Origin of the sequence: Methylobacterium soli, from assembly GCF_008806385.1 — a bacterium.
GTDB classification, from domain to species: domain Bacteria; phylum Pseudomonadota; class Alphaproteobacteria; order Rhizobiales; family Beijerinckiaceae; genus Methylobacterium; species Methylobacterium soli.
On sequence record NZ_VZZK01000020.1, the window covers coordinates 48,633 to 73,429 of the forward strand.

20 protein-coding genes are annotated in these 24,797 nt (G+C 73.2%); 5 read left to right on the forward strand and 15 right to left on the reverse strand.

All coding sequences use genetic code 11. The features are described from left to right. Nucleotides 1–53: 53 nt before the first annotated feature. A complete protein-coding gene (locus F6X53_RS18480; protein ID WP_151001668.1) occupies nucleotides 54–620 on the forward strand; it encodes an NAD(P)H-dependent oxidoreductase in 567 nt (188 codons plus the stop codon). Here F6X53_RS18480 and pbpC read toward each other — a convergent pair whose 3' ends face one another. Next, nucleotides 621–2,738, reverse strand: coding sequence for a penicillin-binding protein 1C (gene pbpC, locus F6X53_RS18485; protein ID WP_151001669.1), 2,118 nt, complete (start codon nucleotides 2,736–2,738; stop codon nucleotides 621–623). Nucleotides 2,739–3,044: 306 nt separating this feature from the next. Further along, the gene (locus F6X53_RS18490) at nucleotides 3,045–8,378 is read right to left on the reverse strand and encodes an alpha-2-macroglobulin family protein (RefSeq protein WP_151001715.1); all 5,334 of its coding nucleotides are present in this window, start codon (nucleotides 8,376–8,378) and stop codon (nucleotides 3,045–3,047) included. A gap of 192 nt (nucleotides 8,379–8,570) precedes the next feature. Here F6X53_RS18490 and F6X53_RS18495 point away from each other — a divergent pair, with 192 nt between their 5' ends. Continuing rightward, a complete protein-coding gene (locus tag F6X53_RS18495) occupies nucleotides 8,571–10,070 on the forward strand; it encodes a S1 family peptidase (RefSeq protein WP_151001670.1) in 1,500 nt (499 codons plus the stop codon). 40 nt (nucleotides 10,071–10,110) lie between these two features. On the opposite strand, the gene F6X53_RS18500 is transcribed toward F6X53_RS18495, so the two are convergent. From F6X53_RS18500 to F6X53_RS18530, 7 genes are all read right to left on the reverse strand, one after another. Beyond that, entirely contained in the window at nucleotides 10,111–10,266 is a 156-nt protein-coding gene (locus tag F6X53_RS18500; protein ID WP_151001671.1) for a DUF3309 domain-containing protein, read from the reverse strand. A 161-nt stretch (nucleotides 10,267–10,427) separates the two neighbouring features. Next, nucleotides 10,428–11,477, reverse strand: coding sequence for a cysteine synthase A (locus F6X53_RS18505; RefSeq protein WP_238296829.1), 1,050 nt, complete (start codon nucleotides 11,475–11,477; stop codon nucleotides 10,428–10,430). Nucleotides 11,478–11,645: 168 nt separating this feature from the next. Further along, on the reverse strand, nucleotides 11,646–12,671 hold the full coding sequence (locus tag F6X53_RS18510) for a sulfate/molybdate ABC transporter ATP-binding protein (RefSeq protein ID WP_238296831.1): 1,026 nt from the start codon (nucleotides 12,669–12,671) through the stop codon (nucleotides 11,646–11,648). Nucleotides 12,672–12,690: 19 nt separating this feature from the next. Continuing rightward, on the reverse strand, nucleotides 12,691–13,587 hold the full coding sequence (gene cysW / locus F6X53_RS18515) for a sulfate ABC transporter permease subunit CysW (protein ID WP_151001672.1): 897 nt from the start codon (nucleotides 13,585–13,587) through the stop codon (nucleotides 12,691–12,693). Beyond that, nucleotides 13,580–14,434, reverse strand: a complete 855-nt coding sequence (cysT, locus tag F6X53_RS18520) for a sulfate ABC transporter permease subunit CysT (protein ID WP_151001673.1) — start codon at nucleotides 14,432–14,434, stop codon at nucleotides 13,580–13,582. Before cysT ends, cysW begins: the two co-directional genes overlap by 8 nt. 9 nt (nucleotides 14,435–14,443) lie before the next feature. Next, the gene (locus tag F6X53_RS18525) at nucleotides 14,444–15,505 is read right to left on the reverse strand and encodes a sulfate ABC transporter substrate-binding protein (protein ID WP_151001674.1); all 1,062 of its coding nucleotides are present in this window, start codon (nucleotides 15,503–15,505) and stop codon (nucleotides 14,444–14,446) included. 356 nt (nucleotides 15,506–15,861) lie between these two features. Then, nucleotides 15,862–16,086 carry a hypothetical protein gene (locus F6X53_RS18530; RefSeq protein ID WP_151001675.1) on the reverse strand — a complete coding sequence of 75 codons (225 nt, stop codon included), beginning with the start codon at nucleotides 16,084–16,086 and terminating at the stop codon, nucleotides 15,862–15,864. A 179-nt stretch (nucleotides 16,087–16,265) separates the two neighbouring features. Between F6X53_RS18530 and F6X53_RS32490 the strand changes: the two genes are divergently transcribed. Next, on the forward strand, nucleotides 16,266–16,439 hold the full coding sequence (locus F6X53_RS32490) for a hypothetical protein (protein ID WP_191970892.1): 174 nt from the start codon (nucleotides 16,266–16,268) through the stop codon (nucleotides 16,437–16,439). Nucleotides 16,440–16,582: 143 nt separating this feature from the next. On the opposite strand, the gene F6X53_RS18535 is transcribed toward F6X53_RS32490, so the two are convergent. Both F6X53_RS18535 and F6X53_RS18540 read right to left on the reverse strand, forming a co-directional pair. Continuing rightward, nucleotides 16,583–16,765: a hypothetical protein gene (locus F6X53_RS18535; RefSeq protein WP_151001676.1), complete on the reverse strand. Its 183-nt coding sequence runs from the start codon at nucleotides 16,763–16,765 to the stop codon at nucleotides 16,583–16,585. Nucleotides 16,766–16,966: 201 nt separating this feature from the next. Beyond that, nucleotides 16,967–17,764, reverse strand: coding sequence for an enoyl-CoA hydratase (locus F6X53_RS18540; RefSeq protein ID WP_151001677.1), 798 nt, complete (start codon nucleotides 17,762–17,764; stop codon nucleotides 16,967–16,969). Between the two features lie 808 nt (nucleotides 17,765–18,572). On the opposite strand from F6X53_RS18540, the gene F6X53_RS18545 reads away from it, so the two are divergent. Further along, complete coding sequence (locus F6X53_RS18545; RefSeq protein ID WP_238298637.1) at nucleotides 18,573–19,205, forward strand: chemotaxis protein CheB; 633 nt, start codon at nucleotides 18,573–18,575, stop codon at nucleotides 19,203–19,205. 8 nt (nucleotides 19,206–19,213) lie between these two features. Here the strand turns inward: F6X53_RS18545 and F6X53_RS18550 are convergent, their stop codons facing one another. The 4 genes from F6X53_RS18550 to F6X53_RS18565 all read right to left on the reverse strand — a co-directional run bounded on the left by F6X53_RS18550 (nucleotide 19,214) and on the right by F6X53_RS18565 (nucleotide 24,061). Further along, nucleotides 19,214–20,902: an ABC transporter substrate-binding protein gene (locus tag F6X53_RS18550; RefSeq protein ID WP_244965591.1), complete on the reverse strand. Its 1,689-nt coding sequence runs from the start codon at nucleotides 20,900–20,902 to the stop codon at nucleotides 19,214–19,216. Continuing rightward, the gene (locus tag F6X53_RS18555) at nucleotides 20,899–23,157 is read right to left on the reverse strand and encodes a sensor histidine kinase (RefSeq protein ID WP_151001679.1); all 2,259 of its coding nucleotides are present in this window, start codon (nucleotides 23,155–23,157) and stop codon (nucleotides 20,899–20,901) included. Before F6X53_RS18555 ends, F6X53_RS18550 begins: the two co-directional genes overlap by 4 nt. Before the next feature lie 227 nt (nucleotides 23,158–23,384). After that, the gene (locus F6X53_RS18560) at nucleotides 23,385–23,663 is read right to left on the reverse strand and encodes a hypothetical protein (RefSeq protein ID WP_151001680.1); all 279 of its coding nucleotides are present in this window, start codon (nucleotides 23,661–23,663) and stop codon (nucleotides 23,385–23,387) included. 110 nt (nucleotides 23,664–23,773) lie between these two features. Next, on the reverse strand, nucleotides 23,774–24,061 hold the full coding sequence (locus F6X53_RS18565; protein WP_151001681.1) for a hypothetical protein: 288 nt from the start codon (nucleotides 24,059–24,061) through the stop codon (nucleotides 23,774–23,776). A gap of 298 nt (nucleotides 24,062–24,359) precedes the next feature. On the opposite strand from F6X53_RS18565, the gene F6X53_RS18570 reads away from it, so the two are divergent. Then, nucleotides 24,360–24,794: a hypothetical protein gene (locus F6X53_RS18570; protein ID WP_151001682.1), complete on the forward strand. Its 435-nt coding sequence runs from the start codon at nucleotides 24,360–24,362 to the stop codon at nucleotides 24,792–24,794. Nucleotides 24,795–24,797: the final 3 nt, after the last annotated feature.

Below are 24,797 nucleotides of genomic sequence, written 5' to 3' on the forward strand. Positions count from 1 at the left end.
GCTCCGCGCCGCATCAGCCGAGAAGGTCCAGCGAAGACCGGAGATCCCGCCCCGTGTCCCTCCCCCGTATCGTCGCCTTCTCGGGCAGCCAGAACCGTCCGTCGCGGACCCGCACCCTCGTGGAGGCGGTGGGGGCCGAGCTCGCGCGCCATCGCCGCATCGACCTGAAGGTGCTCGACCTCCTGGATGCCGGTCCCGGCCTGGCGGTCGCGAGCCGGGAGATGCTGCCCTTGCCGGCCGCGCGGCTGATCGAGGCGATCGAGGGGGCGGACGCCCTGATCGTCGGGACACCGGTCTATCAGGGCTCCTATGCGGGCCTGTTCAAGCACGTCCTCGATTTCCTGGACCCCGCCACGATGCTGGGCAAGCCGGTGGTGCTCACGGCGACCGGCGGCGGCCTGCGCCACGCCCTCGTGGTCGAGCACGGCCTGCGCCCCCTCTTCGGCTTCTTCGCCGCCCACATCGCGCCGACCTCGGTCTATGCCGGCCCGGGCGAGATCGAGGAGGGCGTCATCGTCGATTCCGGCGTCGCCGAGCGCGTCGCGGCCGCGGGGCGCGAGCTCGCCCTTCTCCTCGACGCCGCCGCGCAGACGACGCGGCACGCCGCGCCCGCCGCCTGATCACTCGATCCGCACCACCACGCTGTCGCTCGCGCCGGCCGCATCCATCACGGAGATCCGGGCGAAGCCCGCCCCCTCCGGCCGCCATTCCGACTGGCGGCGGGGCCCCTGCGCCACCGGCAGGCTATCCACCATCCAGGTCAGCGGCGGCACGCCCCCGAGGGCCTTGAGGGCGAGGCTCGGGGGCGCCACGTCGAGCCCGGGGCCGAGCCCGAGATCGATCCGCGCGCCGTCCGGCGGGTAGGCGATCCTGAGGGGGGCCGTCAGGGTGCCGGCCAGGGTCTTGGGCAGGTCGCGCCGGATGTGACGGAGCGGCGGCGGCAGCCCCGCCGTGGTGGTCAGGATCGCATCCCGCGGCTGGGCCAGGGGTTCCGGCTCGCCGCCGTAGCGGGCGAAGGCGTCGAACAGGATCGGCGCCGCCACAAGGCGCCCGACGAGGCCGGGCACCGCCCCCCCATCCGCCCGCCCGACCCAGGCCGCCACGGTGATGCGGCGGTCGAACCCCGCCGCCCAGGCGTCGCGGTAGCCGAAGGAGGTGCCGGTCTTGAAGGCGATGCGGCCGGCGAGCGCGTTCTCGGGGGGCGGCGCGCCCCGCAGGATGTCGGCGACGTACCAGGCGGCCACCGGCTCGGCGATCGCGGCCCGCTCGGAGGCCGGCGCAGGCGGCCCGTCCCGGCGCCGCACGAGATCCGGCACCGCCCCGCCCCGGGCAAGCCCCGCATAGAGCCGGGCGAGGTCCGTAAGGGTGATGCCGAGGCCGCCGAGCGCCACGGGCAGGCCGGGCGCGGTGTCGCGCGGCAGCAGGATGCCGGCGCCGGCCCCCCGCAGCCGGGACACGAAGCGGGCTGGCCCAACCGCCTCCAGGAGATCCACCGCCGGTAGGTTGAGGGAGAGCTGCAGCGCGCGCCGGGCCGTGACGGTGCCCTGGTAGGTGAGATCGAAGTTCTCCGGCGCGTAGGTGGCCGAGAACCGGGCCGGCCGGTCGTCGAGGAGCGTCTCCGGATGGGCAATGCCGCCCTCGAAGGCGAGCGCGTAGATGAAGGGCTTCAGGGCCGAGCCGGGGGAGCGGATCGCCGCCGTCATGTCGATCGCCCCGCGCCGGCCGGCATCGAGGTAGCCGGCGCTGCCGACCTGGGCCAGCACCGCGCCGCTGCGGTTGTCGATGACCAGGATCGCGGCGGAGAGATCCGGGCCGGCCGCCTCCGCGCGCTCGGCCGCCAGCGCCTCCAGGCTCGCCTGCAGCCGCCCGTCGAGGGTCAGGCGCAGCACCCGCGCCTCCGGATCGGCCGCGACCGCCGCCTCCGCCGCGTGGGCCGCGAGCATCGGGAAGGGTTTTCGCCCGCGCGGAACCGGCTCGGCCTTCGCCGCCTCGGCCTCGGTCGGCGCGATCACGCCGCGCGCGGCCGCGATGTCGAGGACGCGGTCGCGGGCGCGGCGGGCGGCCTCGGGGAAGCGGTCGGGCCGGCGCGCTTCCGGCGCCTGCGGCAGGGCGACCAGGAGCGCGCTCTCGGCGAAGGACAGCCGGGCGGGCTCGCGGCCGAAATACGCGAGGCTCGCGGCCCGCAGGCCCTCGACCGGGCCGCCATAAGGCGCGAGCGCGAGATAGAGATCGAGCACCCCCGCCTTGCCGAGGCGCCGCTCCAACTGCACCGCCCGCACCATCTGGCGGAGCTTGGCCCCGAGCGAGCGCTCGGGCCGGGGCTCGATCAGGCGGGCCACCTGCATCGACAGGGTCGAGCCGCCCGACACGATGCGCCCGTGCCGCAGCCATTGCCACGCGGCCCGCAAGGTCGCGGCCGGATCGATGCCGGGATGGGCCGCGAAGCGCCGGTCCTCGTAGGCGGTCAGCATGGCGAGCATGCGCGGATCGACACCCGCCGCCGACAGGGGCAGGCGCCAGCGCCCGTCCGCGGTGGCGAAGGGGCGCAGCAGCCGGTCCTGGCGGTCGAGCACCACGGTGGACCGCCGCGCGGCCCCGGTGAGGTCGAGGGGCGGGAGCGCGGCGACGGCCTGGACGAGGGCGAGGCCTCCGAGAATCGAGCCCGCGAGAAGCGGGCCGGCCACGAGGGCCGCGCGGGCAAGGCGGCGGGCGCCGGCAGGATCAGGCGGCGCCGTCATTTACCCGCACCATCGGTCCGGGGCGCCGGCGGCGAGCCCGAAGGGACGCCCCGGTGCCGTGCAATCCGAGACAGACCGAGGCGGCAGGGAACGGCACGCTCGGCGGCTCTGGATCCCGGGCTCCGCCCACGCGGCCGCGCGACGACGGCGCAGGCAGCGCAACGGGCCCCCTCTCCCGTTCGGGAGAGGGTTGGGGTGAGGGGTGCGCGTTGTCCGGAGAAGTCGCCCCCCTCACCCGGTCGGCTCGCGCCGACTCGACCTCTCCCGGACGGGAGAGGTGGGCCCCCTCGCTCCGCGCAGTGCGCGTCACCGCGCCGCCTCGATCGTCAGGGAGCCGAAGGCGGTGCGGCCGAAGCGCTCGGGGCGGTACATGTCCTCGATGGTGGCGCCGGGATGCACGTAGGTGCCGGGGGAGACCGCCCGGACCGTGTAGGCGGCGCTGAAGAAGGCCGATTGCTCCGGGGTCCGGTCGTAGGCCGCCACGAAGCGGTCGTCTCGGAACTCGGCATGGGCCGGCTGGACATCGGTCTTGGCCAAGGCGAGGCCCGCGAGCGTGTCCGCGTCGAGGAGCTTCGGGTTGTCGATCTCGAGGCCCGCCGGCAGGCGGTCGACGAGGAGGAGGCGCCCGGCGGTGGCGCGCGCCTCCGTCACCTTGAGGACCACGACGAGGCGGTCGTTCTGGCGGAGCGGCGCCCGGAGATCGACGGGGCTGCCGTCGAGCCGGAAGTAACTGCGCTCGACCGTGTAGCCCCGGGCCTCGGCGGGCTCGGGGGTGATCGGGTTGCCGCTGACGCTGAGCACCACCTGGGCCGGGGCGCGGCCCTCGTTCGTCACAGTCACGGGCTTGGCGTCGAGCGTCGCGCCCTTGTAGCTGCGTGCCAGCGTCCCGGGCTGGCGCGCGCCGTCGACCGCGAGGGCCAGCGTCTCGGCCTCCTTGGTCAGCCCCTCGGCGGCCAGCACCATCCAGGCATTCTCCTGGGTGCTGGTGGTGCGCCCGCTCGCCTGCTCCTCGCCGATCACGGCGGCGACGGGAGGCAGGGCCTCGCGGGTCAGGCCGGTCTCGGCCGCGAGCGCCAGGATCCCGGCACCGTCGCGCAGGCGCGAGCCGTAATCGGCCCGGTAGCTCTGCGTGTCGGGCGTGCTCTTCAGGGCGGCGAGGGCCGCGTCGAAGGCTTTCTGGGCCCGGCCGCGATCGCCGAGCAACGCCAGCGCCGCCGCGATCTGGGCGCGGGCCAGCGGCGTCTGGAAGTCGCCGATCCGGGTGTCGGCGAGGTAGCGCAGGTCGCCCATCACCGGCCGGCCGTTGCGGGCGAGCACGTAGGCCGCGTAGGCGAGGTCCATGCCGCCGTCGCGCACCTCCGTGGTGTTGGCGACCGCGTTGCGCAGGCGGTCGAGGGCGCTCGCGAAGGCCGGCTGGGGCACCGCGAAGCCGCGCTCGCGGGCGCGGGTCAGGAAGTCGGTGACGTAGGCGTTGAGCCAGAGGTCGTTCGTGCCGCCCACCGACCAGAGGCCGAAATCGCCCCCCGAATCCTGGCGCGCGAGCACCCGCTCGATCGCCTCGCGGATGCGCCCGTCGAGGGTGTCGTCGAGGGCGAGCCGGTCCATCGCGGCGAGGCGATTGACGTAGAGGAGCGGCATCGCCCGGCTGACGATCTGCTCCGAGCAGCCGTAAGGGTAGCGGTCGAGGGCCTGGAGCAGTGCCGGCACGTCGAGGCCCGGCACCGCGCCGGCCCAGACCGAGACCGCGCCGGTGCCGGGCAGGATGTCGGCGAGCAGGGCGCTCGAGACCGTGAGGCTGGCGCCGGGCTCGAGCGGGCGGAGCGAGCGCCGCACCAGGGGGCCGGTGCCGGGCCCGACCGGCAGCGCGAAGCTCTGGCCGATGCCCGCGGGCAGGCCCGGCCCCGAGAGGGTGAGGTCGAGGCGGGCCGTGCCGGGTCCGGCCGCCGTGATCGGGATCACGAGCTGGCCTTTGGCCCCGGATTCGAGCGGCAGGACCGTGTGCACCGCCTCGGCGCCGACGAGGACGGGCCCCGACAGGTCGAGATCGACCGTGTAGGCGCCGCCCGCGCCCTCGACGTTGTCGAGGGCCACGAAGATGCGCGAGCGGTCGCCGACATTGAGGAAGCGCGGCAGGGTGCCGGTGAGGACCACGGGATCGCGGATGATGATGTCGGCCTGGGCCTGTCCGAAGCGGGTCCCGTCCCAGGCCGTCACCATGGCGCGGCCGGTGCCGTTGAAGGCGGGCAGCGGGAAGGTGACCTGCGCGGTCCCGTCCGGCCCCACGGCGACGATCCCCGAATAGAGGGCGAGCGGCGCCTGGGTCGGGGGTGAATCCGCAAGCTCGCCCGCGCCGCCATCGCCGCCGGAGCGGATGGCGCCGAGCGTCCCCTGCATCCCGTCGATCAGGTATCCGTAGAGGTCGCGGATCTCGGGGCCGAGCGCCTTCTGGCCGAAGAAATGCGCGAAGGGGTTCGGGGCCTCGTAGCGGGTCAGGTTGAGGATGCCGACATCGACGAGCGCCACGCTGACCCGCGCCTCGGCCCCGGGTGCGAGGCCGGAAAGGCGGATCGGCAGGGTGAGGTCCTGGCGCGGGCGCGTCTTGGCCGGCGCGTCGAGGGCGACCGTGAGCGCCCGCTTGCCGGCATCGACCGAGAACCAGGCGAGCCCCAGGGCCCGGCCCGGCAGGCGCTTGGCCGCCTGGTCGAGGGGCCGGTAGGCGCTCGCCACCAGGTAGGCGCCCGCGCCCCATTCTGGCTTGACCGGGATGCTCACCGTGGTGCCGCCCTCGGGCACGCTCACGTCGAGGATGTCGTGCACCGTGTCGCTGACGACCGCGAGGGTCGCCGTGCCCTTGAATTTCGGGGCGATCCGGGCCCGCAGGGTCTCGCCGGCCGCGTAGGCCCCCTTGTCGAGGGTGAGGTCGAGGAGGTCGGGCACGTCCGCCGTCTCGCCGCCGGTCCAGCCGACCCCGAAGGTGACGCTGACGGTGGCGGCCGGATGGCCGGGCAGGCTCGCCTCCAGGCGGTACTTGCCGAAGCTGACGGGGGCGCCGAGCCGGGCCGGCGCGTCCGCGCTCAGGTCGAGGCGCCCGTCGGCGATGCGGCGGACCGATTTCACGGGCTCGAAGGACCAGCGGCCGTCCGCGCGGTACCATTGATAGGTCTGGTCCAGGCGCGACAGGGTCCAGACCACGCCGGAGGCCGGGAGCCGGCGCCCGTCAGGGGCTGCCAGCACGAGGTCGAAGCTCGCGGTGCCGCCCTCCTGCAGATCCCCCTTGAAGCCCTTGCGGAGGGCGAGCACGGGCGCATCGGGCAGGATCGGAAGGGTGAGGCTCCGGCTGAGCGCCCGCCCGCCCGGCTCGCCGACCTGGAGGGTGATGCGCGCCTCGGTTGGGCGGGGGCTCGCCAGCGCCTGGACCGGCACCGTGAGGCTGGCATGGCCCTTGGCATCCGTGACGGCCTTCTCCTCGATCTCGGCGGTGTTCGCCTCGACGGCCTCGTCATCGAGGCCGACCGCGAAGCCCTCCAGCCCCTTGATGCCGCTGGCGCTCGCCGCCTGCACGACGACGCTGCCCGAGACGTCGAGGCCGGCGCCCGGCGCGCCGTAAAGATAGCGGGCCGCGACCTCGATCCGGGCCGGCTCGCCCTGGCGCAAAGCCGGCGCCTTCGGGCTGAGGCTCACCTCCAGGCGCTCCGGCACGTAATCCTCGACGAGGAAGCTCGCCTCGCCGATGGCCGGCGCCTTCGGGTCGGTATGGGCGGAGACCCGCCAGGTGCCGTGCTGGGCACCGGGCAGGAGGGCGAGCGGCAGGGCCCGCCCGCCGAGGCCCTGGTCGGCCACCTGCACGCGGCGGTACTCGACGCCGTCCGGTCGCCGCACCACCAGGGTGAGGGGCAGGCTCGGCACCGCGGCCCCGCGCGCGTCGCGCAGGAGGGCGGTGAGCTGCACGGTCTCGCCCGAGCGGTAGACGCCGCGCTCGGGGAAGACGTAGGCGTCGACGGCGCCGGGTGCGGGCCGTCCCTTCACGCCCCGGTCGGTCAGGTCGAAGGCGGTCTGGGCGAGGTCGAGGAAGCCGTAATCGTCGCCGAGCTGCGCCACCACGAGGCCCGGCGCGATGCCGCCCTCCCCGCGGGCGAGGCCCGGATCGAAGGCGGCGTGGCCCTGCGCGTCGGTCTTGCGCGTCGCCAAGACCTCGTTGTTGCGCGCGATCAGGCGGATCTCGGCACCCGGCACCACGGCGGCGCTCGCGAGGGAGCGGGCGAAGACGTGGACGCCGTCACGGCCCTTGAAGGCGGTTAGTCCGAGATCCGAGACCACGAACCACTGGGTCGCCTGCTGCTCGTAGCCGCCGGATTCCTCGTCGGTGGACGCGACGCTGCCGCTCGGGCGTGCCAGCATGATGTAGAGGCCGGGCTCCAGCTTGCCGACCGCCTGGAGCACCGGGAAGGCGGTGACGACCTCCTGGTTCAGCTCGCCCTTGGCGGTGTCGAGGCTGCCCTTCCAGATCTGCTGGCCCTTCTGGTCTGCGATGGTTCGGGCGGTGGCGCCGTTGAGTTGGCCGAGGAACTCCTCGGAGCGCAGCGAGGGCAGCAGGCCGCGGTCGCCGATGCGCAGCACCTCGACATCGAGCTTGGGCGCGTTCACGGAGACCAGGGGCACGCCGGCCTGGCCGGTGCGGGGCAGGACGTAGTTGCGGCCGGTGAAGCGCACCTGGGGCGAGCGGTCCCGGACGTAGATCTCGTAATCGGCCGATTTCAGCAGGGCCTCGCCGACGCCGGACGGCAGGCCCTCGCGCAGCACGAAGGCGTAGCGGGCGCCGTGCTTCAGCCCGTCGACGCAGACCTGGCTGCCCTCGGCCGTGACGGCGGCGTTCGACGCGCCCGAGACGGCCACGAAGGGGGCGAAATCGGTCTTGGGCGCGAGGCTCTCGGAGAACTGGAAGCAGGCGCGCGGCGAGGCCGCGTCCGAATCCACCTTGTAGTCGAGGATGCGGAAGCCGTGCTCGGCGCGGACCGCGTCATAGGTCTCGCGCACCGCGGCGACGTCGTCGAGGGCGAGGCTCGCCCAGTAGGCTTCCAGCGCCGAGCGCCATTCCGACTGGGTGCCGTAGGCCTCGGCCAGGACCCCCAGGGCCTCGGCCTCGGCGGGCGCCGTCCTGGCGCGCCAATAGGCCTGGTAGGCGGCGGCCAAGGCCCGCCCGCGCAGGCGCGTCCGGCTCTGGTAATCGCCCTGCGCCTCGTCGGCGCCGGCCGCATCGGCGGCCCGCGCATAGGCGAGCCAGTTCTGCGGATCGGCGGGGTCGGCCGCCACGGCCGCCGTGAGCGGCAGCAGGGCCTCGACTGGCTTCTCGGCCTCGATCAAAGCCTCGCCGGCTCTGCGGGACTGGGCGGCGGGCTTCTGCGCGGCCGTGCCGGCCTCAGTCCTCAGCGCCGTCTCCAGCCGGACGCCCGCGCTCGCGAGGCTCTCGCGCAGGAAGCTCTTCTGCGGGGCGGCGGCCTTCTGCGGGGCGGCCTTCGGGGCGGTGCGGGCGGAGGGAGTGAGCGGGGCCTGCGCGAGAACCGGGAGCGCCAGGGCCCCGCTCCAGGCGAGCGCGCCCGCGATGAGGCCGATCCGGCGCCCGAACCGTGAAGACCCGACCATGACCCGACCCCGCATGACCGTTCCCCCCGATTGGCGACGCACGGGCAGCAATTCCGGCCGCTCCCCCACGGCCGCGAGCCTAGCACCTGCCGCAGGGGCCGCAATGCTCCGGGAGGCCGTCGCGGCGGGCGCTGGCCATCCGTCCCCGGCTCTGCCAGTTTCCCGGTCCCCAAAGGTCGGAGATCAGATCGGATGGCGCGCCGCCCACGCTTCGGCTTCGTGACCGGCCTCGCGGCGGCGCTCCTCAGCGCGACCGGCGCCGGCGCGCAGGCGCCGGCACCTCGGCCGAAGCCGGCCCCCGCCGCAGCGCCCGCCCAGCCCGACCCCGCCTACGAGGCCGCCAGGACCGCGTTCGAGGCGCTGCCCGAGACCGAGCGCAAGGGCTTGCAGGACGCGCTGATCTGGACCGGCGACTACAACAGCGTGGTGTCCGGCGCCTTCGGGCGGCGCAGCTTCGAGGCGCTGAACGCCTTCCGGGCGCGCACGGCCCCGACCGCGACGGACCCGCTGGAGCCGCGCCTGCGGGCCGCGATCCTGGCGGCGGGCGAGGCGGCCCGCAAGGCGGCGCGCTTCACGGTGAAGCCCGACCCGGCGAGCGGCGCGGTCCTGGGCCTGCCCGAGCGCTGGTTCACGACGCGCAATTCCCTGGCGGGCGGCACCCGCTGGCAGAGCGCGGACGGGCGCGTCACCCTGGAGAGCCGCGCCTTCGCCCCCGGCGAGACCGATCTCGACGCCCTGTTCGAGCGGGCGACCGCGCCCCTCAACGACCGCCGGGTGACCTACAAGTTGAAGCGCGCCGATTTCATCGTGGTGACGGCCGAGACCGCGGCGGGCAAGTCCTACATCCGCTACGCCGCCGGCCCCGAGGGAATCCGCGGCTTCGCGCTCGGCTACGACAAGGCGCTCGCGGGCGAGATCGACCGCCTCGTCATCGCGATCGCCAACAGCTTCGTGCCGTTCCCGAGCGCGGCCGCCCCACTGAGCGCATCCGCTCCGGCCCCGCAGGCGAGCGCCAAGGCGGTCCCGGCCGCGAGCCAGACCCCCGCGGTTGCGCGGGCTCCCGCGGCGGCGGCAAGCCCGGCACAGGCCCCCGCGACCCAGGCCGCCGCGACCCAGGTCCCGGCGCCTCAAGTCCCTCTGGCGACCGGGATCGCGGTGGCGCCGGGCCGGGTGCTCACGGTCGCGCAGGCGCTTGAAGGCTGCGCGGCACCGCACGTCGGCGCTCTGCCGGCCCGGGTGCTGGCGTCCGATCCGGCCCGCGGCCTCGCGCTCCTGGAAGCCGGTGCGGTGCGCGTGGTCGCACCGCTCGCCCCCCGGGAAAAACCGGTGGCGGAGGGCGACGCCCTCGTGGTGGTGGTGGCCGATGCGAGCGGGATCTCGGTGGCGCCGGGATCGGGCGCGTCGGCGGGCGGCGTGTTCGCCCCGCTCCAGCCCGGCGCGGCCGGGGCGCCGGTGCTCGACCGCGCCGGGGCGCTCGTCGGCCTTGTGGCACGGTTTCCCGCATCACCCCGCCTGGTCGCCGGGGTGATGCCGCCGACGAGCCAGCCGCTGATCGCGGCCGGCACGGTCGCGGCGTTCCTGGGCGAGCACGGCGTCGCCTCCGCTCAGCCCCCGACCGGGAGCCTCGCGAGTCTCGGGGCCGTGACGGCACCGCTCACGGGTGCCGTCACGGCGATTTGGTGCGGGCGATAGGTCCCGGGCGGGCGATGAATCCTTGCGGCGATCCTCCGGTTCAGAGGCGCCCGGTCACCAGCAGGACGATCAGGATGATCACGAGCAGGCCGCCGAGGCCGAAGCTCGGGCCTCGGTAGGCGCCGCCGCCGAGGAAGTTGCCGCCGCCGAGGACGATCAGGATCAGGACGATCAGCAGAATGGTGGTCAGGGTCATGGACGTGATCTCCGGTCGGCCCGCAGATAGGTCCATCTGACGCGAGCTTGACGGTTCCAACGTCGCCTGGGCCGATTCCGTTCAACGCCGCGATGCAGTTCAGCCAGAATGATGTGGATCAGCCACACCTTTCAGACGTGCGGGCCTCGCCGGTGCCGGTGTCAGGCCTGCCAGTCCGGCAAGGGACCCGCCTGGGCCTCCAGCCAATCCGGCGTCGGCAGGTCGCGCGCGCGCAGGAAATCCGGGTTGAACAGCTTCGAGGCGTAGCGCGCCGCGCCGTCGCACAAGATGGTCGCGATGGTGTGGCCGGGCCCGAGCACGCGCGCGAGGCGGATCGCCCCCGCCACGTTGATGCCGGAGGAGCCGCCGAGGGACAGCCCCTCCTCCCGCATCAGCGCGAAGACGATGTCGAGGGCCTCCCGGTCGGGGATGCGGAAGGAATGGTCGGGGCGGAAGCCCGCGAGGTTTCCGGTCACCCGGCCCTGGCCGATGCCTTCCGTGATCGACGATCCCTCCGCCGCGAGGGTTCCGGTGGTGTAATAGGCGTGGAGGGCCGAGCCGTCCGGGTCCGAGAGCGCGATCGCCACCGCGGGGTTGCGGGCGCGCAGGGCCTCGGCGACACCCGCCAGCGTGCCCCCGGTGCCGGCCGCGCAGACGAAGCCGTCGAGGCGCCCGCCCGTGGCCGCGTGGAGTTCGGGGCCGGTCCCCTCCAGATGGGCGCGGCGGTTGGCGATGTTGTCGAACTGGTCGGCGAAGAAGGCGCCGGCGGGCTCCGTCTCGGCCAGCCGCCCGGCGAGGCGGCGCGCGACGTGGACGTAGTTGTTCGGGTTGGCGAAGGGCACCGCCGGCACCTCGACGAGGCGCGCGCCCGCGAGCCGCAGGGTCTGCTTCTTCTCGGCCGACTGGGTCTCCGGGATGACGATGAGGGTGCGGTAACCCCGTACGCTCGCGACCAGGGCCAGGCCGATCCCGGTATTGCCGGCCGTGCCCTCCACGATGGTGCCGCCGGGCCGGATCAGCCCGCGCGCCTCCGCGTCCTGCACGATCGAGAGCGCGGCCCTGTCCTTCACCGAGAGGCCCGGATTCAGGAACTCGGCCTTGCCGAGGATCGTGCAGCCGGTCTCTTCCGAGGCCCGGCGCAAGCGGATCAGGGGCGTGCCGCCGATGGCGGCGAGGATGTCGGGGCGGGGGGCGGTCAGGGGCGCGCTCACGGGTGCGGGTCGTCGAATCCGAGAAGGTATGAGGCAGCTTTCGCCGATTGGCGACTCTCTGCGGATCTTGCGGGGCCTCCGGCCGTCCCGGAGGGATGGCGCGACGGGATCCTGGCCGCGGCACGCGCGTCCCGGCCCTCGCTCCGGGGGAACGCGCGTCTCGACAGCCTACGCGAACACGTACCCGCCATTGATCCGCAGGCCCACGGGCTGGCCCGCGGCGTAGCGCTCGCCGTCGAAATCCTCGACCACGAGGTGGCGCCCATCCGCGGGCGCCACCTCGATGCGCTGGCGGCCCTGGCTGCGATGCGAGGCGCGGACCGTGCCGCCGAGATGGGATTCCGCCGGGTCGGCGAACTGGAGCTGCCAGGGGCGCACGAAGAGCTTGACCGGGCCGACCGCGCCCCTCGGCGCCGCGACCGGGGTCGGCTTGCCGTCGACCAGCACGCGCCCGCCCTCCGCGATCGCCTCGAGCTCGATGGCGTCGCCGAGGAAGCGCAGCACCGTGGCGGAGGCCGGGTTGTCCTGCACCTCGTCCGGGGTTCCGACCTGCTCCAGCCGGCCCCGATCGAGCACGGCGACCCGGTCGGAGAGTTCGAGCGCCTCGTCCTGGTCGTGGGTGACGAAGATCGTGGTCTGGCCGGTGCGGTCGTGGATCTCGCGCAGCCATCGGCGCAGGTCCTTGCGGACCTGGGCGTCGAGCGCCCCGAAAGGCTCGTCGAGGAGCAGCACGCGCGGCTCGACCGCGAGAGCCCGCGCGAGCGCGATGCGCTGGCGCTGGCCGCCGGAGAGCTGCGACGGGTAGCGGTCGGCGAAGCCCGAGAGCTTGATCAGGTCGAGGAGGTCGCCGACGCGGCGGCGGATCTCGGCCTTGGCCGGGCGGTCGGCGCGCTTCCGGGCGTTGAGGCCGTAGGCGATGTTGTCGGCCACGCTCATGTGCTTGAACAGGGCGTAGTGCTGGAACACGAAGCCCACCGCCCGCTGCTGCACCGGCAGGCCGGTGGCGTCGTCGCCCCCGAACAGGATGCGGCCGCGATCGGGGAAGTCGAGCCCGGCGATGATGCGCAGGAGCGTGGTCTTGCCCGAGCCCGAGGGGCCGAGCAGGCCGAGCAGCTCGCCCGCCCGCACCTCCAGGTGGAAATCGTGCAGGACCGCGGCCGTGTCGAAGGTCTTCGACAGGCCCTCGACCCGGATCGCCGTGGAGCCGGGCGCGCTAGTGCCGGGCTCCCGCCGCGAGATCGCCGGCGTAGCGCCATTCGAGGATCGATTTGACGAGGAGGGTGACGAGCGCAAGGCCGGCGAGGAGGGAGGCGACGGCGAAAGCGGCAACGAAGTTGTATTCATTGTAGAGGATCTCCACGTGGAGCGGGAGCGTGTTGGTGAGGCCCCGGATGTGGCCCGACACCACCGAGACGGCGCCGAATTCGCCCATCGCGCGGGCGTTACAGAGGAGGACGCTGTAGAGGAGGCCCCAGCGGATGTTGGGCAGCGTCACCGTCAGGAAGGCGTGGAAACCCGATGCGCCGAGCGTCAGGGCCGCCTCCTCGTCCGTGGTGCCCTGCTCCTGCATCAGGGGGATCAGCTCGCGGGCGACGAACGGGAAGGTGACGAAGATCGTGGCCAGAACGATGCCCGGCACCGCGAAGATGATCTGGATGCCGTGCTCGATGAAGAAGGCCCCGAACAGGCCCTGCGAGCCGAAGATCAGCACGTAGATCATCCCCGACACCACCGGCGAGACCGAGAAGGGCAGATCGATCAGGGTGATCAGCAGGCTTTTTCCCGCAAACTCGAACTTGGCGATGGCCCAGGCCGCCGCGACCCCGAAGACGAGGTTGAACGGCACCGCGATGGCCGCGACCGTCAGCGTCAGGCGGATCGCCGAGAGGGCGTCGGGCTCTCGGAAGGCCGCCAGATAGGCGCCCCAACCGCGGGCGAGCGCCTGGGCGAAGACCGTGAACAGCGGCAGGACCAGGAACAGCGCCAGGAAGACGATCGCGAGGCTCGTCAGGACCCAGCGCACGGCGCGGCCCTCGGTGACGACGCTCCGGACCCGGTCCTCGGCCCGCGGCGCGTCGATGGGCAGGGAGGCGCCGAGACCCTCAGACATATCCGAATCTCCGCCGGCTCCAGGCCTGGATCAGGTTGATGGCGAGCAGCGTCAGGAAGGAGATCGCCAGCATGATCGTGGCGATGGCGGCCGCGCCCGCGTAGTCGAATTCCGAGAGCTTGATGACGATGAGCAGCGGCGCGATCTCGGAGACGTAAGGTAGGTTTCCGGCGATGAAGATGATCGAGCCGTACTCGCCGACGCCCCGCGCGAAGGCGAGGGCGAAGCCGGTGAGCACCGCCGGGATCAGCGGCGGCAGCACCACCCGCACCAGCGTCATGCGGCGCGTCGCCCCGAGGGTGGCGGAGGCCTCCTCCACCTCCTTGTCGATCTCGGTGATGAGCGGCTGCACCGTGCGCACCGCGAAGGGCAGGCCGATGAACACCATGGCGATGAAGATGCCGAGGGGCGTGTAGGCCGCCTGGATGCCGAGCTTGGCGAGCTGCGCGCCGACGAGGCCCGTCGGCGCGTAGAGGGAGGCCAGCGCGATGCCGGCAACCGCCGTCGGCAGCGCGAAGGGCAGGTCGACCACCGCGTCGACGATCTTGCGGCCCGGGAACCGGTAGCGGCTCAGGACCCAGGCCACGATGAAGCCGAAGACCGAGGCGGTCAGCGCGGCGAGCAGCGAGACGCCGAAGCTGACCCGCAGGGCGCTCGCCACCCGCGGGTCGGTGGCGACGGCGACGATGCCCGAGAGGCCGATCTCCGAGGACTTCACCACCAAGGCGGCGAGGGGCAGGAGCACGATCAGGCTCAGGCATGTCAGCGTGTAGCCGAAGGTGAGCCCGAAGCCCGGGATCACGCTCGGCCGGCGGAAGTGCCGTTTCGGGCGCGGCGCATCGACCATGGCCTGCTCCTAGCGCCCCGCACGGCTGAGCTGATCGAACAGGCCGCCGTTGTCGAAGTTCTTCTTCTGGATCTCGTCCCAGCTGCCTTGAAGATCCTCGATCTTGAACAGCTTAACGTCCGGAAGCAGAGCAAGATCCGCGGGCGCCGCCGCCGCGCGCTTGAGGGGCCGGTAATGGTGCTTGGCGAAGATCGCCTGCGCCTTGTCCGTGTACAGGAAGGCGAGATAGGCCTCGGCCTGCTTGCGGGTGCCCTTGCGGTCGACATTGGCGTCCACGAGCGCGACCGGGGGCTCGGCGTAGATTGAGGTCGGCGGCACCACCACGTCGAACTTGTCGCGCCCGAACTCCTCGAAGACCAGATAGGCCTCGTTCTCCCAGGTCGGCAGCACATCCCCGAGTCCGCGCTGCGCGAAGGTGATGGTGGAGCCGCGCGCGCCGGTGTCGAGGACCGGGACCTGCTTGTAGATCTGGCCCACGAAGGCGTTGGCCTTCTCGGTGTCCTTGTCCTTGTTGTAGGCGTAGCCCCAGGCGGCGAGGAAGTTCCAGCGCCCGCCCGCCGAGGTCTTCGGGTTCGGGGTGATGACCTTCACGTCCGGCTTCACGAGGTCGTCCCAATCCTTGACGCCCTTCGGGTTGCCCTTGCGGACGAGGAACACCACCGTCGAGGTGTAGGGCAGGCCCTGATTGGGCTGCTTCTCGCGCCAATCGGCCGGGATCTTCTTGGTCAGCCGCGCGATCGCGTCGATGTCGGAGGGGATGCCGAGCGTCACCACGTCGGCGTCGACGCCGTCGATCACCGTCCGGGCCTGCGCGCCCGAGCCGCCATGCGAGGCGCGCACCGTCACGACCTCGCCGGTCTTGGCCTTCCAGTCCTCGGCGAAGGCCGCGTTGATGTCGCGGTAGAGCTCGCGCGTCGGATCGTACGAGACGTTGAGAAGCGCGCTCTCGGCCCGCGCCGGAGCGCTGAACGGGCCGGCCACGACGGCAGCCGCGAAGGCAAGGAGGCCTGCGCTCCGGAGGAATTTTGCGCTCCGGAGGCTCGTCCGCCCGATCTGGCCAATCCCCGTCATGCTGTGCTCGCTCACGTCTGATAGCCCTGTCACGTTCGTCCGGATGCGGGAGAGCAGGCGTGCCGATCTTCCACGGCCCCGGTTGTCGTTCGTTTTAAAGAACGTTGTCAAGCGAAGGTTCCGACCAAGCCCCCGCCGCTCGGCCGAACTCGATCACGATTCTCTCGCAGAACCCCTTTTAGCAGGGCCGATCGGAAAGGTTCTCCCCTTCTGCCCCTCAACCCGGAGAAGGAATTGATAGTTTCTCAGGAGTTCTTTAGAAAGAACGTGCTTTTGAAGCGGCCAGCATGTCCCCCCTGCGCCGGACGCGGGCGGAGCTCGTACCGCCCGGGGCGCCAGCCAGGCCGGCCCGAGAATCAGGCCTTCGGATATCCGGCCTCCCGCAGAGCCGTGGCGACGGCCTCGGTCAACCGGTCCTGCAGTTGGGTCTCGGGGCCGCGGGCCGGCGTCCCGAGGGAAGGCTGGGGGCGCGCGGAGCCGTCGGTGGCCAGGGGCGCGTCGGCGGCCGCCGCGGAGAGCGGGGCGCCCCGGCCGAGACGGCTGGAGGCGGCCAGAACCGCTTCGCCGACCGACGCCATCATGGCCGCTCCCCTCCGGTCGCCGGGGCCGTCATCATCCTGAATCAAACCTGAATCGAATCGCGGCGGTTCCGGCGGCCGGCGCGTGGCGCGCGCGCGACCGCCCCTGTGTGGCGCCAGGACCGCACCAGGCGTGGCACGGCTGCATCGCCGTCGACCTTGTCGCGCGATCAGGCCTCGGCGTGACCCGGAATCACGGGCGCGACGCCCGGCTTGCCGCTAGAAGGCGCCGGCGCGCTGCGCGCCCCAGGATTCTTCAGGCCAGACACCCAGACATGACCGTGATCATCCTCGTCCTCGCCGGCAATCTCATGCTTGCCGGCCTGTTCTCCCTCGTCGCCGTCGCCCTCGATTGATCGTCGGTCCGCAACGCGAAACGCCCGGCTGGCGGGGGCCAGTCCGGGCGTTTCGCGATCTCAGCACAGGGACGCGCCGTCGGATTTGCGATCAGGCCTTGCGATCGGGACTTGCGATCAGGATTTGCCGCGAGGACCTGCCGTCAGGATTTGCGCGGATCGAGCCGGGCGATGAGCGCTTCGAGGCGGGTTCCGACCGGGGCCGACAGGGCCTCGGCGTAGAAGATCTGCAGGCTGCGGCCGAGATGGCGACGCACACTGGCGCTCAGGGGCGGGACGGGGGGCGTCTCCGTCCTCCGGTCCGTCTGCAGCTTCGGCGATACCATCGGAACCTCGCGCGGTCGGAGAGCGAGGATCGCGCCCGCGTGGTTAAGGATCGGTGAGCGGAGCGGGACGAAGGCGCGGGGAATACTGTGAATTCCGTTGACGATCCGTCCCGGCGGGGTCCCACCACCCCCTAGCCCGGTGTTCAGCCCCCAGGCTTACCGCTCGCGAGGGTCCTGCCCTGGGCGGCACCGAGCGCTCCCTCAGGCGCTCCAGCGCGGCGCGCGCTTTTGCAGGAAGGCGTCGATGCCCTCGGCCGCGTCGTCGAGCATCATGTTCCGGGTCATCACCCCGGCCGTGTAGGCATAGGCCTCCTCGAGATCGAGCGCGCACTGGGCCGCGAAGGCCTCCTTGCCGATCGCCAGGACGCGGCCGGACTTGGCGGCGATCCGCTCGGCCATGGTGCGGACCGCCCCCTCCAGTTCCGCCCCCGGGACCACGCGGTTGACGAGGCCGATGCGGTGCGCCTCGGGCCCGTCGATCGGGTCGCCGAGGAGAAGCATCTCGAGGGCCGCCTTGCGGCCGACCGCCCGCGACAGGGCCACCATCGGGGTCGAGCAGAACAGCCCGATATGGACGCCGGGCGTGGCGAAGCGCGCGTCCGCGGCGCAGACGACGAGGTCGCAGGTCGCCACGAGTTGGCAGCCCGCCGCCGTGGCGATGCCGTGCACCTGCGCGATCACCGGCTGGGGCAGGCGCGTGATCGTCAGCATCAGCCGCGAGCAGGCCCGGAACACGGCCTCGACCGCCGCCGGCCCGGGATCTGCCCGCATTTCCTTGAGGTCGTGCCCGGCGCAGAAGGCCGGACCGGCGCCCTTCAGGATCACGACCCTGATGCGCGGGTCGGCGGCGATCCCGTCGAGGGCCTGCTGCAGGGCCGCCATCAGGGCCATCGAGAGGGCGTTGCGGGCCGGCGCCCGGTTCAGCGTCAGCGTGGCGACGCCGTCGCAATCCTCCCGCAGGAGGGGCGGGGACGCGTCGGGCGATTGGGCAGCGGACATGGGGCGGCTCCGGTGGCGGGCCGGCGCCCGCCGATCCCCATGATCTAGAGCCGCGCCCGATCGCGTTGCAACGGGCTGGAAAATAGGCAGCCCCGGTCCGGTTCGGCGCGACGGACCCCCTCTCCCGTGCGGGAGAGGGTTGGGGCGAGGGATGAGCGCTGTCCGGAGAAGTCGCACCCCTCACCCGGTCGGCTCGCGCCGACTCGACCTCTCCCGGACGGGAGAGGTGAAGCACAGCGTCATTCCAGGGCTCCGTTTCGCGGTCTCGGGATGACGGCGCGGGCAGCGCGACGGCCCCCCTCTCCCGTGCGGGAGAGGGTTGGGGTGAGGGGTGCGCGCTGTCCGGAGAAGTCGCACCCCTCACCCGTTCCGCTATCGCGGATTCGACCACTCCCGGACGGGAGAGGTGAAGCACAGCGTCAGTCCAGGGCTCCGTTTCGCGGTCTCGGGATGACGGCGCGGGCAGCGCGACCGGCCCCCTCTCCCGTGCGGGAGAGGGTTGGGGTGAGGGATGAGCGCCTTCAGGATGGAGCATGCGGTCGTATCGCCGACCGGGCGCCGATCGGGCGCACCTCGTTCTGAAAGGTCTCGACCCTCACCCTGTCCCTCTGCCGCACGGGAGAGGGGATCCGCGCCCGCTTCGGCACGGGCGCGGCCGACGGTCCCGGCGCAACGCGATCGGGAACAGCTCTAGCACGCCGCGCCCGCGCGGCGGGACCCGTATGGCGCCGTCTCGATGGCCCGCAGCCTCGCGACGTGGCGCTGTCAAGCGGCGCTGTCGGCGTGCTACGATGACGGGATGCGGGCCATGGATCCCTGGACCGTCGCGATCGGTTCCTCGGGCGGCCGAGGCCTCGACGACCTGACGGCGCTGCTCACGGACCTTCCGCCGCTCTTCGCGGCGGTGGTCCTCGTCGTGCTGCACCGGCCGCCGGACCGCATCAGCCACCTGCAGGCGGTCCTCGCCCGGACCGCGCGGATCCCGGTCGTCGTCGCGCTGCAGGGCGAGCATTTCGAGGCCGGCACCGCCTATATCGGCGACCCCGACGATCATCTCATCCTGGGGGCCCGGACCTTCGGGGCCCTCGTCAACGATCCGACCGGCCAGTATCGCAACCGCACCATCGACCTGCTGTTCCACTCCGTGGCCCAACACGGGGGCGAGCGCATCATCGGGGTGGTGCTCTCCGGCGCCCTCGACGACGGCTCGCGGGGCCTGGCCGCGATCCGCCGCGCGGGCGGGATCACCATGGTGATGGCCCCGAGCGGGTGGGTGTGGCAGGGCATGCCCGAGAACGCGATCGCGTATGACGGCGGGGTCGACCTGATCGGCGACTCGCGCGAGATCGCCCGGGCGATCGTCGAGATCGTCCGCGACGGGCCCGCGCGGCTGCGGGCCGAGCCGCCCGTATTCCCGTTCTGGCGGCCCGGCGAGGCCTGAGCGCCGGCTCAATCCCGCAGCGCCACCCCTTCGAAGAGGTGGCGCCCGAGGGGGTCCATGCGGAAGCCGGTGACGCCGCGCCGGAGGGCCATGTGGACGACGGTGTGGGCGAGCGGCGCCCACGGGGCCTCGCGCAGGACGATCGCCTGGCCCTGCGCGTAGAGCGCCTTGCGGATCGGCATCGCGGCGGTGCGCCTCGCCGCCTGGATCAGGGCATCGTATTCGGGATCGCACCAGCGGGCGAGATTTGCCCCGCCGGGGGCCGCCGCCTTGCAGCCGAGGAGCACGTTGAGGAAATTGTCCGGGTCGCCGTTGTCGCCGGTCCAGCCATACAGCATCGTCTGCGGCACGCCCGCGTAGAGGGCGGCCCTGTAGGCGCTCCACGGCTCGGTGACGAGGCGCGCCCGGATGCCGATGCGGGCGAGGTCCGCCTGGATCATGTCGGCGACGCGCCGGCCGTCCGGGTTGTAGGGCCGGCTCACGGGCGGATACCAGAGATCGGTCTCGAAACCCTCGCGATGGCCGGCCTCGGCGAGCAGCCGCTGGGCCTCGGCCCGGTCGAAGGCGATCTCGGGCAGGCCCGCATCCGTCGCCCAGAGGCCGGGCGGCAGGGGGCCCCGCGCCACGAGCCCGGCGGCCCCGTAGGCCCCCTCCACGATGGCGCGCCGGTCGATGGCGAGGTTGACGGCGCGGCGCACCCGCACGTCGTCGAAGGGAGGCTTGGCCGTGTTGAGGGCGAGGTACGAGACGTTGAGCTCGGCCTTGCCCGCGAGAGTCAGATCCGGGTCGGCCTCGATCCGGTCGAGGTCGGTCGTGGCCGGAAAGGCCATGACGTGGCACTCGCCGGCCTTGAGCTTGGCGAGCCGCACGGCCGGGTTCGGGGTGATCGAGAAGACCAGCCCGTCGATCGGCGCAAGCCCGGGCTCGGCCGCGTCGGGGCGGCGCCAATAGGCCTCGAAGGCGCGGTAGCGCACGGTGACGTCGGGCCGGTAGCCCGCGAAGGTGAACGGGCCGGTGCCGATCGGCTCGCGCCCCAGGGCCTCCTTGGCGCCGGACGCCGCCAGGGTCGCGGCGTACTCGGCCGAGTGGATCGACGCGAAGGCCTGGGCGAGGTTCGGCAGGAAGGTCGCGTCGGGCTCCTTGAGGCGGAAGCGGACGGTGCGGGGATCGGGGGCGTCGATGGCCTCGATCAGGTCGGCAAGGCCGAGATCGTGGAAATACGCGAAGCCGCCGGCCTTGCCGTTCTGGCTGCCCTGGCCGTCTGGCGCGCCCTGCCCGTGGAAGGGGTGGTCGGGCTTCCACTGGCGCAGGAAGGTGAACAGCACGTCGTCGGCGTTCAGCGCGCGGCTCGGGCGGAAGCGGGCATTCTCGTGGAAGCGCACCCCCTCGCGCAGGGTGAAGGCGTAGCTGCGCCCGTCCTCCGACACGCTCCAGGATTGCGCGAGGGCAGGCCGGATCACGGTCGAGCCGGGGGCGAACTCCACCAGCGTGTTGAACATCTGCCAGGTGACGTTCATGGCGGTCGTCGTGGTGACGATGGCGGGGTCGAGGGATTCCGGGTTGCCCTCCGAGCAGAACACCAGGGTCTTGGCCGGCGCGGGCCCGGGCAGGCCGGCCAGGACGGCCGAGAGGCCGAGCAGCGCCGGGAACCGCCGGAGACGCCTCGCGCGCGCAGCCTGCCCCCGATACCCCATCATCCGACGACCTTGGCGAGCGCCGGGCGCTCCGCCGCCCCGATTGCGGCCGGGAACTCGACGCGCACGCAGGTGCCCTCCCCGGGCCGGCTCGTCAGCGCGATGCGGCCGCCGAGCTTGGCGGTGACGAGGTTGTGGACGATGTGCATGCCGAGCCCCGTGCTGCCGCGCGAGCGGGCGGTGGTGAAGAACGGGTCGAAGATCCGCTCCAGGTTCTCGGGCGGGATGCCGCGCCCGTCATCGGCGATCTCGAGGCGGATCAGGCCGGCGCCGGCCTCCGCCACACTCACGCGGATCGTCCCGGGCCGGCCGGGCGCGAAGCCGTGCACCACCGCGTTGGTGATGCAATTCGTGACCACCTGCGCCAGCGCCCCCGGATTGGTGTCGACGGTGAGCGGCGGGCAGGTGCGGATGACGGCGTGCCCGCCCTGGCGCAGGAGCGGCTTCAGGCTCGCCAGGAGCTCGTCGAGCCAGGTGTCGAGGGGAAAGCGCCGCTGCTCGTCGCTGACCCGGTCGACCGCCACCTGCTTGAAGCCGTGGACGAGGTCGGCGGCCCGGGCGAGATTGGTGCAGAGGAGGGCCGCCCCCTCCTGCACCCGCTCGACGTAGCGGGTCAGCCGCGCGCGCGAGAGCTGGCCGGAAGCGAGCGTCGCCTGGAAGCCCCGGGTCTCGTCGCGCACCACCGTGGCGGTGGTGAGCGCGAGCCCGAGCGGCGTGTTGATCTCGTGGGCGACGCCGGCCACGAGCTGACCGAGGGAGGCGAGCTTCTCGGCGCGGATCAGGTCGGCCTGGGCCTGCCGCAGCTCGACCAGGGCCGCGTCGGCCTGGTCCTTGGCGCGGCGCAGGGCCTGCTCGCGCCGGGCGATCTCGGTGACGAAGAAGTTCGTGGCGCGGGCGATGTCGCCGAGCTCGTCCCCCCGGCGCAGGCCGCTCACCAGCCCGCCCGCCGGATTGGCGGCGAGCGCGATCATGTCGCCCTGGAGCTGGCGCAGGGGCGTCGTGATGGCGCGCGCCACCGCGAGCGCCACCAGAGTGCCGATCAGGAGCCCGGCCGCCGCCCCCGCGAGCAGGATCTGCCGGATCGAGGCGCCGAAGCGCTCGGCATCGCCGATGAAGACGTCGTTGAGGTTCTGGGCGCTGGCGCTCATGGCGGCGGCGAGGCCGTCCATGTCGGCGAGCATCTCGGTCTGGCGCCGCAGGCCATCGATGGTGGTCGTCAGGCGCTTGCGCCAGCCGTCGACGGCATCGATCATCTCGGCCTGGATCAGCGGCGAGATCGGCAGGGCCGCGGCCTTGGCGGAGAGCCGCTCGCCCTCCGCCAGCATGGCCTCGGCGGCGGGCGCGTCGCGCCGCACCAGGGCGTCGGCGGTGCGCTGCCCGAGCCGGAGCGTCGTGACCGCGATGTTCTGCGTCGCCTGCTCGGTCTCGTTCGCCTCGATCGCGTAGGTGAGGAGCTGGGCCACCTCCTCGTGCAGGGTGCGCTGGCCCGAGGAATCGATCTTGAGGAGGCGCTCGCCCCATTCGGCGAGGCCGGGCGCGGCCCCGCCCGCCTCCGCGGCGGCGAGCCCCTCGAGCTCCCCCGCCTCGCGCCCGCGCCCCTGCGCCCGGAGCGCGGCGGCAAGGCCCCGGGCCGCCTCGCGCAGGCGCGCGATCTCGGCGGGCGGGGCGCGGTCGCTCCGGGCGCGGTCGAGGGCGATCTCGGCGGCGGTGGCCCGCATGTCGTTGATCCCGGCCAGGACGTCGCGGGTCGCGCTGAGGCGCTGTACCTTCTCGCTGAGCGAGCGGACGAGATCGGCGTTCGAGGCCTGCTGACGCAGCCGCGCCCGGTCGGCAAGGTCGATCAGGCGCCCGGCGCGGGTCGCCATCTCGGCGATCAGCCCGTCATTCTCCCGGGTGACGCGGATGAAGGCGCGCATCCGCGCGACGTAGCGGTCGAGGGCGCCCTTGGCGGAGGCGATGCGGGCGGTCTGCTCGGCGGTGCGGACATAGGCCTTGAGGGCGTCGAGCCCGGTCCCGGCCTCCCCGGTGAGCGCCAGGAAGCGCTCGGCATGCGCCGCCCGGTCGGCGGCGCGCGCCTCGACGTAATCGTCCCGCACCATCCGGGCCAGGGCCAGCACGCGGTCGACCTGGCCGGCCACCACGGCGCCGCCGCGGGCGCGCTCCTCCTGCGCCAGCAGCAGCCAGCCCGCCAGCGCGATCGCGGCCGCGATCAGGATCGGGACGCCGCCGACGAGGAGGATCTTCCGACCGACCCGCATCCAGGCTCCTCGCGCAACGCCGAACCGCCCCGTCGTTCCGATCCGGGAGCGAGGGCCGCGCCGGGCGTTTCGGGAGAGGCCCGGGAGGATCCGCCGAGCCGTGCCGCCAGTGTAAATCGTTCACGAGCCTGAGCAAGCGCGGGCCGAAACCTTGTTTTGCGGGCCGGCCGCCCCGCGCGGACGCCGTGACCCGGGATGGCGGCGGGCGATGTCGTGTCTTGGCAGGCTCAGGGGCTGACGAGGGTCTTGTGCGTGACCTTGGCGGCGGCGGCGCGGCCCTGGCCCGAAGCTTTGGAGGGGCGCGGCCCCGTTCGCGAAGACTTCGCGCCGGATCGGCCGCGCTGTCCGGTCTCGCCTGCGGGCGAGACCCCGCCCGGCCCGGCGCCGAAGCGCTCCGCGAGGCTCGGGCTCGCCGGGGCGGGCACGAGGCTCCCGTGCAGGACCTGGCGCAGGCGCGCGAGGGCATCCGGATCGGCGTTCAGGAGATCTTGCGAGAAGTGGGACATGGCGAACGTCCGGATCCTGGGCGGGGCGCTGGCAGCCTGCGGCCGCTCCCGTTGCGGGCGGCCTCAGGGATTGTGTCGAATTGCGCCGACCGCCTCGATTTCGGGGAGCCTCAGCGCAGGCCGGGCCCGCGCGCCGGCGAAGCGGGGGCCGCCTCGCCGAGGGCGATGAGCCGGACGGGGCGCGCCCCGGCCGCGGCCGCGCAGGCGGCCGGAATGAAGGGCCACGCGGCCTGCCGGCAGGCCGCGCCCGCGACAGGAGCAGCGACCGGGGCCGTGGCGACCGGAGCCGTGACGGCCGGAGCCGCGAGCGCCGGGGCATTCCCGGTTCCCGCCATGGTCAGCACGAGGCCGGCCGCGAGGGCTGCGCTGACGCAGCTCAGTGGAACGAAGATCGACATGATAACCCTCCCAGCTTCGTTGAGCCGTTCCCGGGGCTCCCTCTAAGGGTGCTGCATGTCCGCAGTTTTGCGTCGCGCGTCACAGGATCCCGGGACTAGGCCCCGAATTGTTGCGTCGCGCCCCCACGACGCAACATGACGCGGTCGGGCGTCCCCGCGGGCGGGCCCCGCTGAGGCAATTCGCCGAGGGATGCCGGCGGCCCCGACCCTTGGCGGGGGGGGCGGGCTGATCTATCCCGAATGCCCGTCGGAAGCGGTCCCGCAGAGGCCGCACGCGAGAACGAGGAATCCGCCCAGGATGCGCCGCTTCATCTCCCCCGCCCTCGGCCTGGCCGCGGGGCTCGCCGCCGCGCTGCCCGCGCAGAGCCAGATCCGCAACGCGCCGGCGCCGCGCGCGCTCGAATTCGCCGCCTACATCTTCGCCGCCTCGAATGTCTGCGGCTACCGCATCGGCACCGAGCAATTCGAGGCGCTTCTCGCCAAGCAGAATACCCGCTCGGAGGATGTCGGCCCGCGCGGTCCCTTCGGCAACCGGGTGCAGACGATGTTCGCCCTGATGTCGAACCAGATGGCGCTGAACCGCGAGAAGGCCTGCCTCGCGGTGGCGGGCGAGTACGGCCCCGAGGGCAACGTCGCCAAGAACGTGCTGTTGCCGGCGGGCACCGAGCCGGCCGCCCCGAATGCCGGGACACCCGCGGGCGAGGCGCCCCCGGCCGCCAAGCCGGCGCAATAGGCT

What these genes read in the sequence shown, in the direction of transcription:
- cysW (WP_151001672.1), bottom strand. Translation starts at nt 13,587, where the DNA reads ATGTCTGAGGGTCTCGGCGCCTCCCTGCCCATCGACGCGCCGCGGGCC.
- F6X53_RS18540 (WP_151001677.1), bottom strand. Translation starts at nt 17,764, where the DNA reads ATGTCCGCTGCCCAATCGCCCGACGCGTCCCCGCCCCTCCTGCGGGAG.
- F6X53_RS18545 (WP_238298637.1), top strand. Translation starts at nt 18,573, where the DNA reads ATGGATCCCTGGACCGTCGCGATCGGTTCCTCGGGCGGCCGAGGCCTC.
- F6X53_RS18495 (WP_151001670.1), top strand. Translation starts at nt 8,571, where the DNA reads ATGGCGCGCCGCCCACGCTTCGGCTTCGTGACCGGCCTCGCGGCGGCG.
- F6X53_RS18565 (WP_151001681.1), bottom strand. Translation starts at nt 24,061, where the DNA reads ATGTCGATCTTCGTTCCACTGAGCTGCGTCAGCGCAGCCCTCGCGGCC.
- F6X53_RS18560 (WP_151001680.1), bottom strand. Translation starts at nt 23,663, where the DNA reads ATGTCCCACTTCTCGCAAGATCTCCTGAACGCCGATCCGGATGCCCTC.
- F6X53_RS18535 (WP_151001676.1), bottom strand. Translation starts at nt 16,765, where the DNA reads ATGGTATCGCCGAAGCTGCAGACGGACCGGAGGACGGAGACGCCCCCC.
- F6X53_RS18555 (WP_151001679.1), bottom strand. Translation starts at nt 23,157, where the DNA reads ATGCGGGTCGGTCGGAAGATCCTCCTCGTCGGCGGCGTCCCGATCCTG.
- cysT (WP_151001673.1), bottom strand. Translation starts at nt 14,434, where the DNA reads ATGGTCGATGCGCCGCGCCCGAAACGGCACTTCCGCCGGCCGAGCGTG.
- F6X53_RS18525 (WP_151001674.1), bottom strand. Translation starts at nt 15,505, where the DNA reads ATGACGGGGATTGGCCAGATCGGGCGGACGAGCCTCCGGAGCGCAAAA.
- pbpC (WP_151001669.1), bottom strand. Translation starts at nt 2,738, where the DNA reads ATGACGGCGCCGCCTGATCCTGCCGGCGCCCGCCGCCTTGCCCGCGCG.
- F6X53_RS18530 (WP_151001675.1), bottom strand. Translation starts at nt 16,086, where the DNA reads ATGATGGCGTCGGTCGGCGAAGCGGTTCTGGCCGCCTCCAGCCGTCTC.
- F6X53_RS18550 (WP_244965591.1), bottom strand. Translation starts at nt 20,902, where the DNA reads ATGATGGGGTATCGGGGGCAGGCTGCGCGCGCGAGGCGTCTCCGGCGG.
- F6X53_RS18490 (WP_151001715.1), bottom strand. Translation starts at nt 8,378, where the DNA reads ATGGTCGGGTCTTCACGGTTCGGGCGCCGGATCGGCCTCATCGCGGGC.
- F6X53_RS18500 (WP_151001671.1), bottom strand. Translation starts at nt 10,266, where the DNA reads ATGACCCTGACCACCATTCTGCTGATCGTCCTGATCCTGATCGTCCTC.
- F6X53_RS18570 (WP_151001682.1), top strand. Translation starts at nt 24,360, where the DNA reads ATGCGCCGCTTCATCTCCCCCGCCCTCGGCCTGGCCGCGGGGCTCGCC.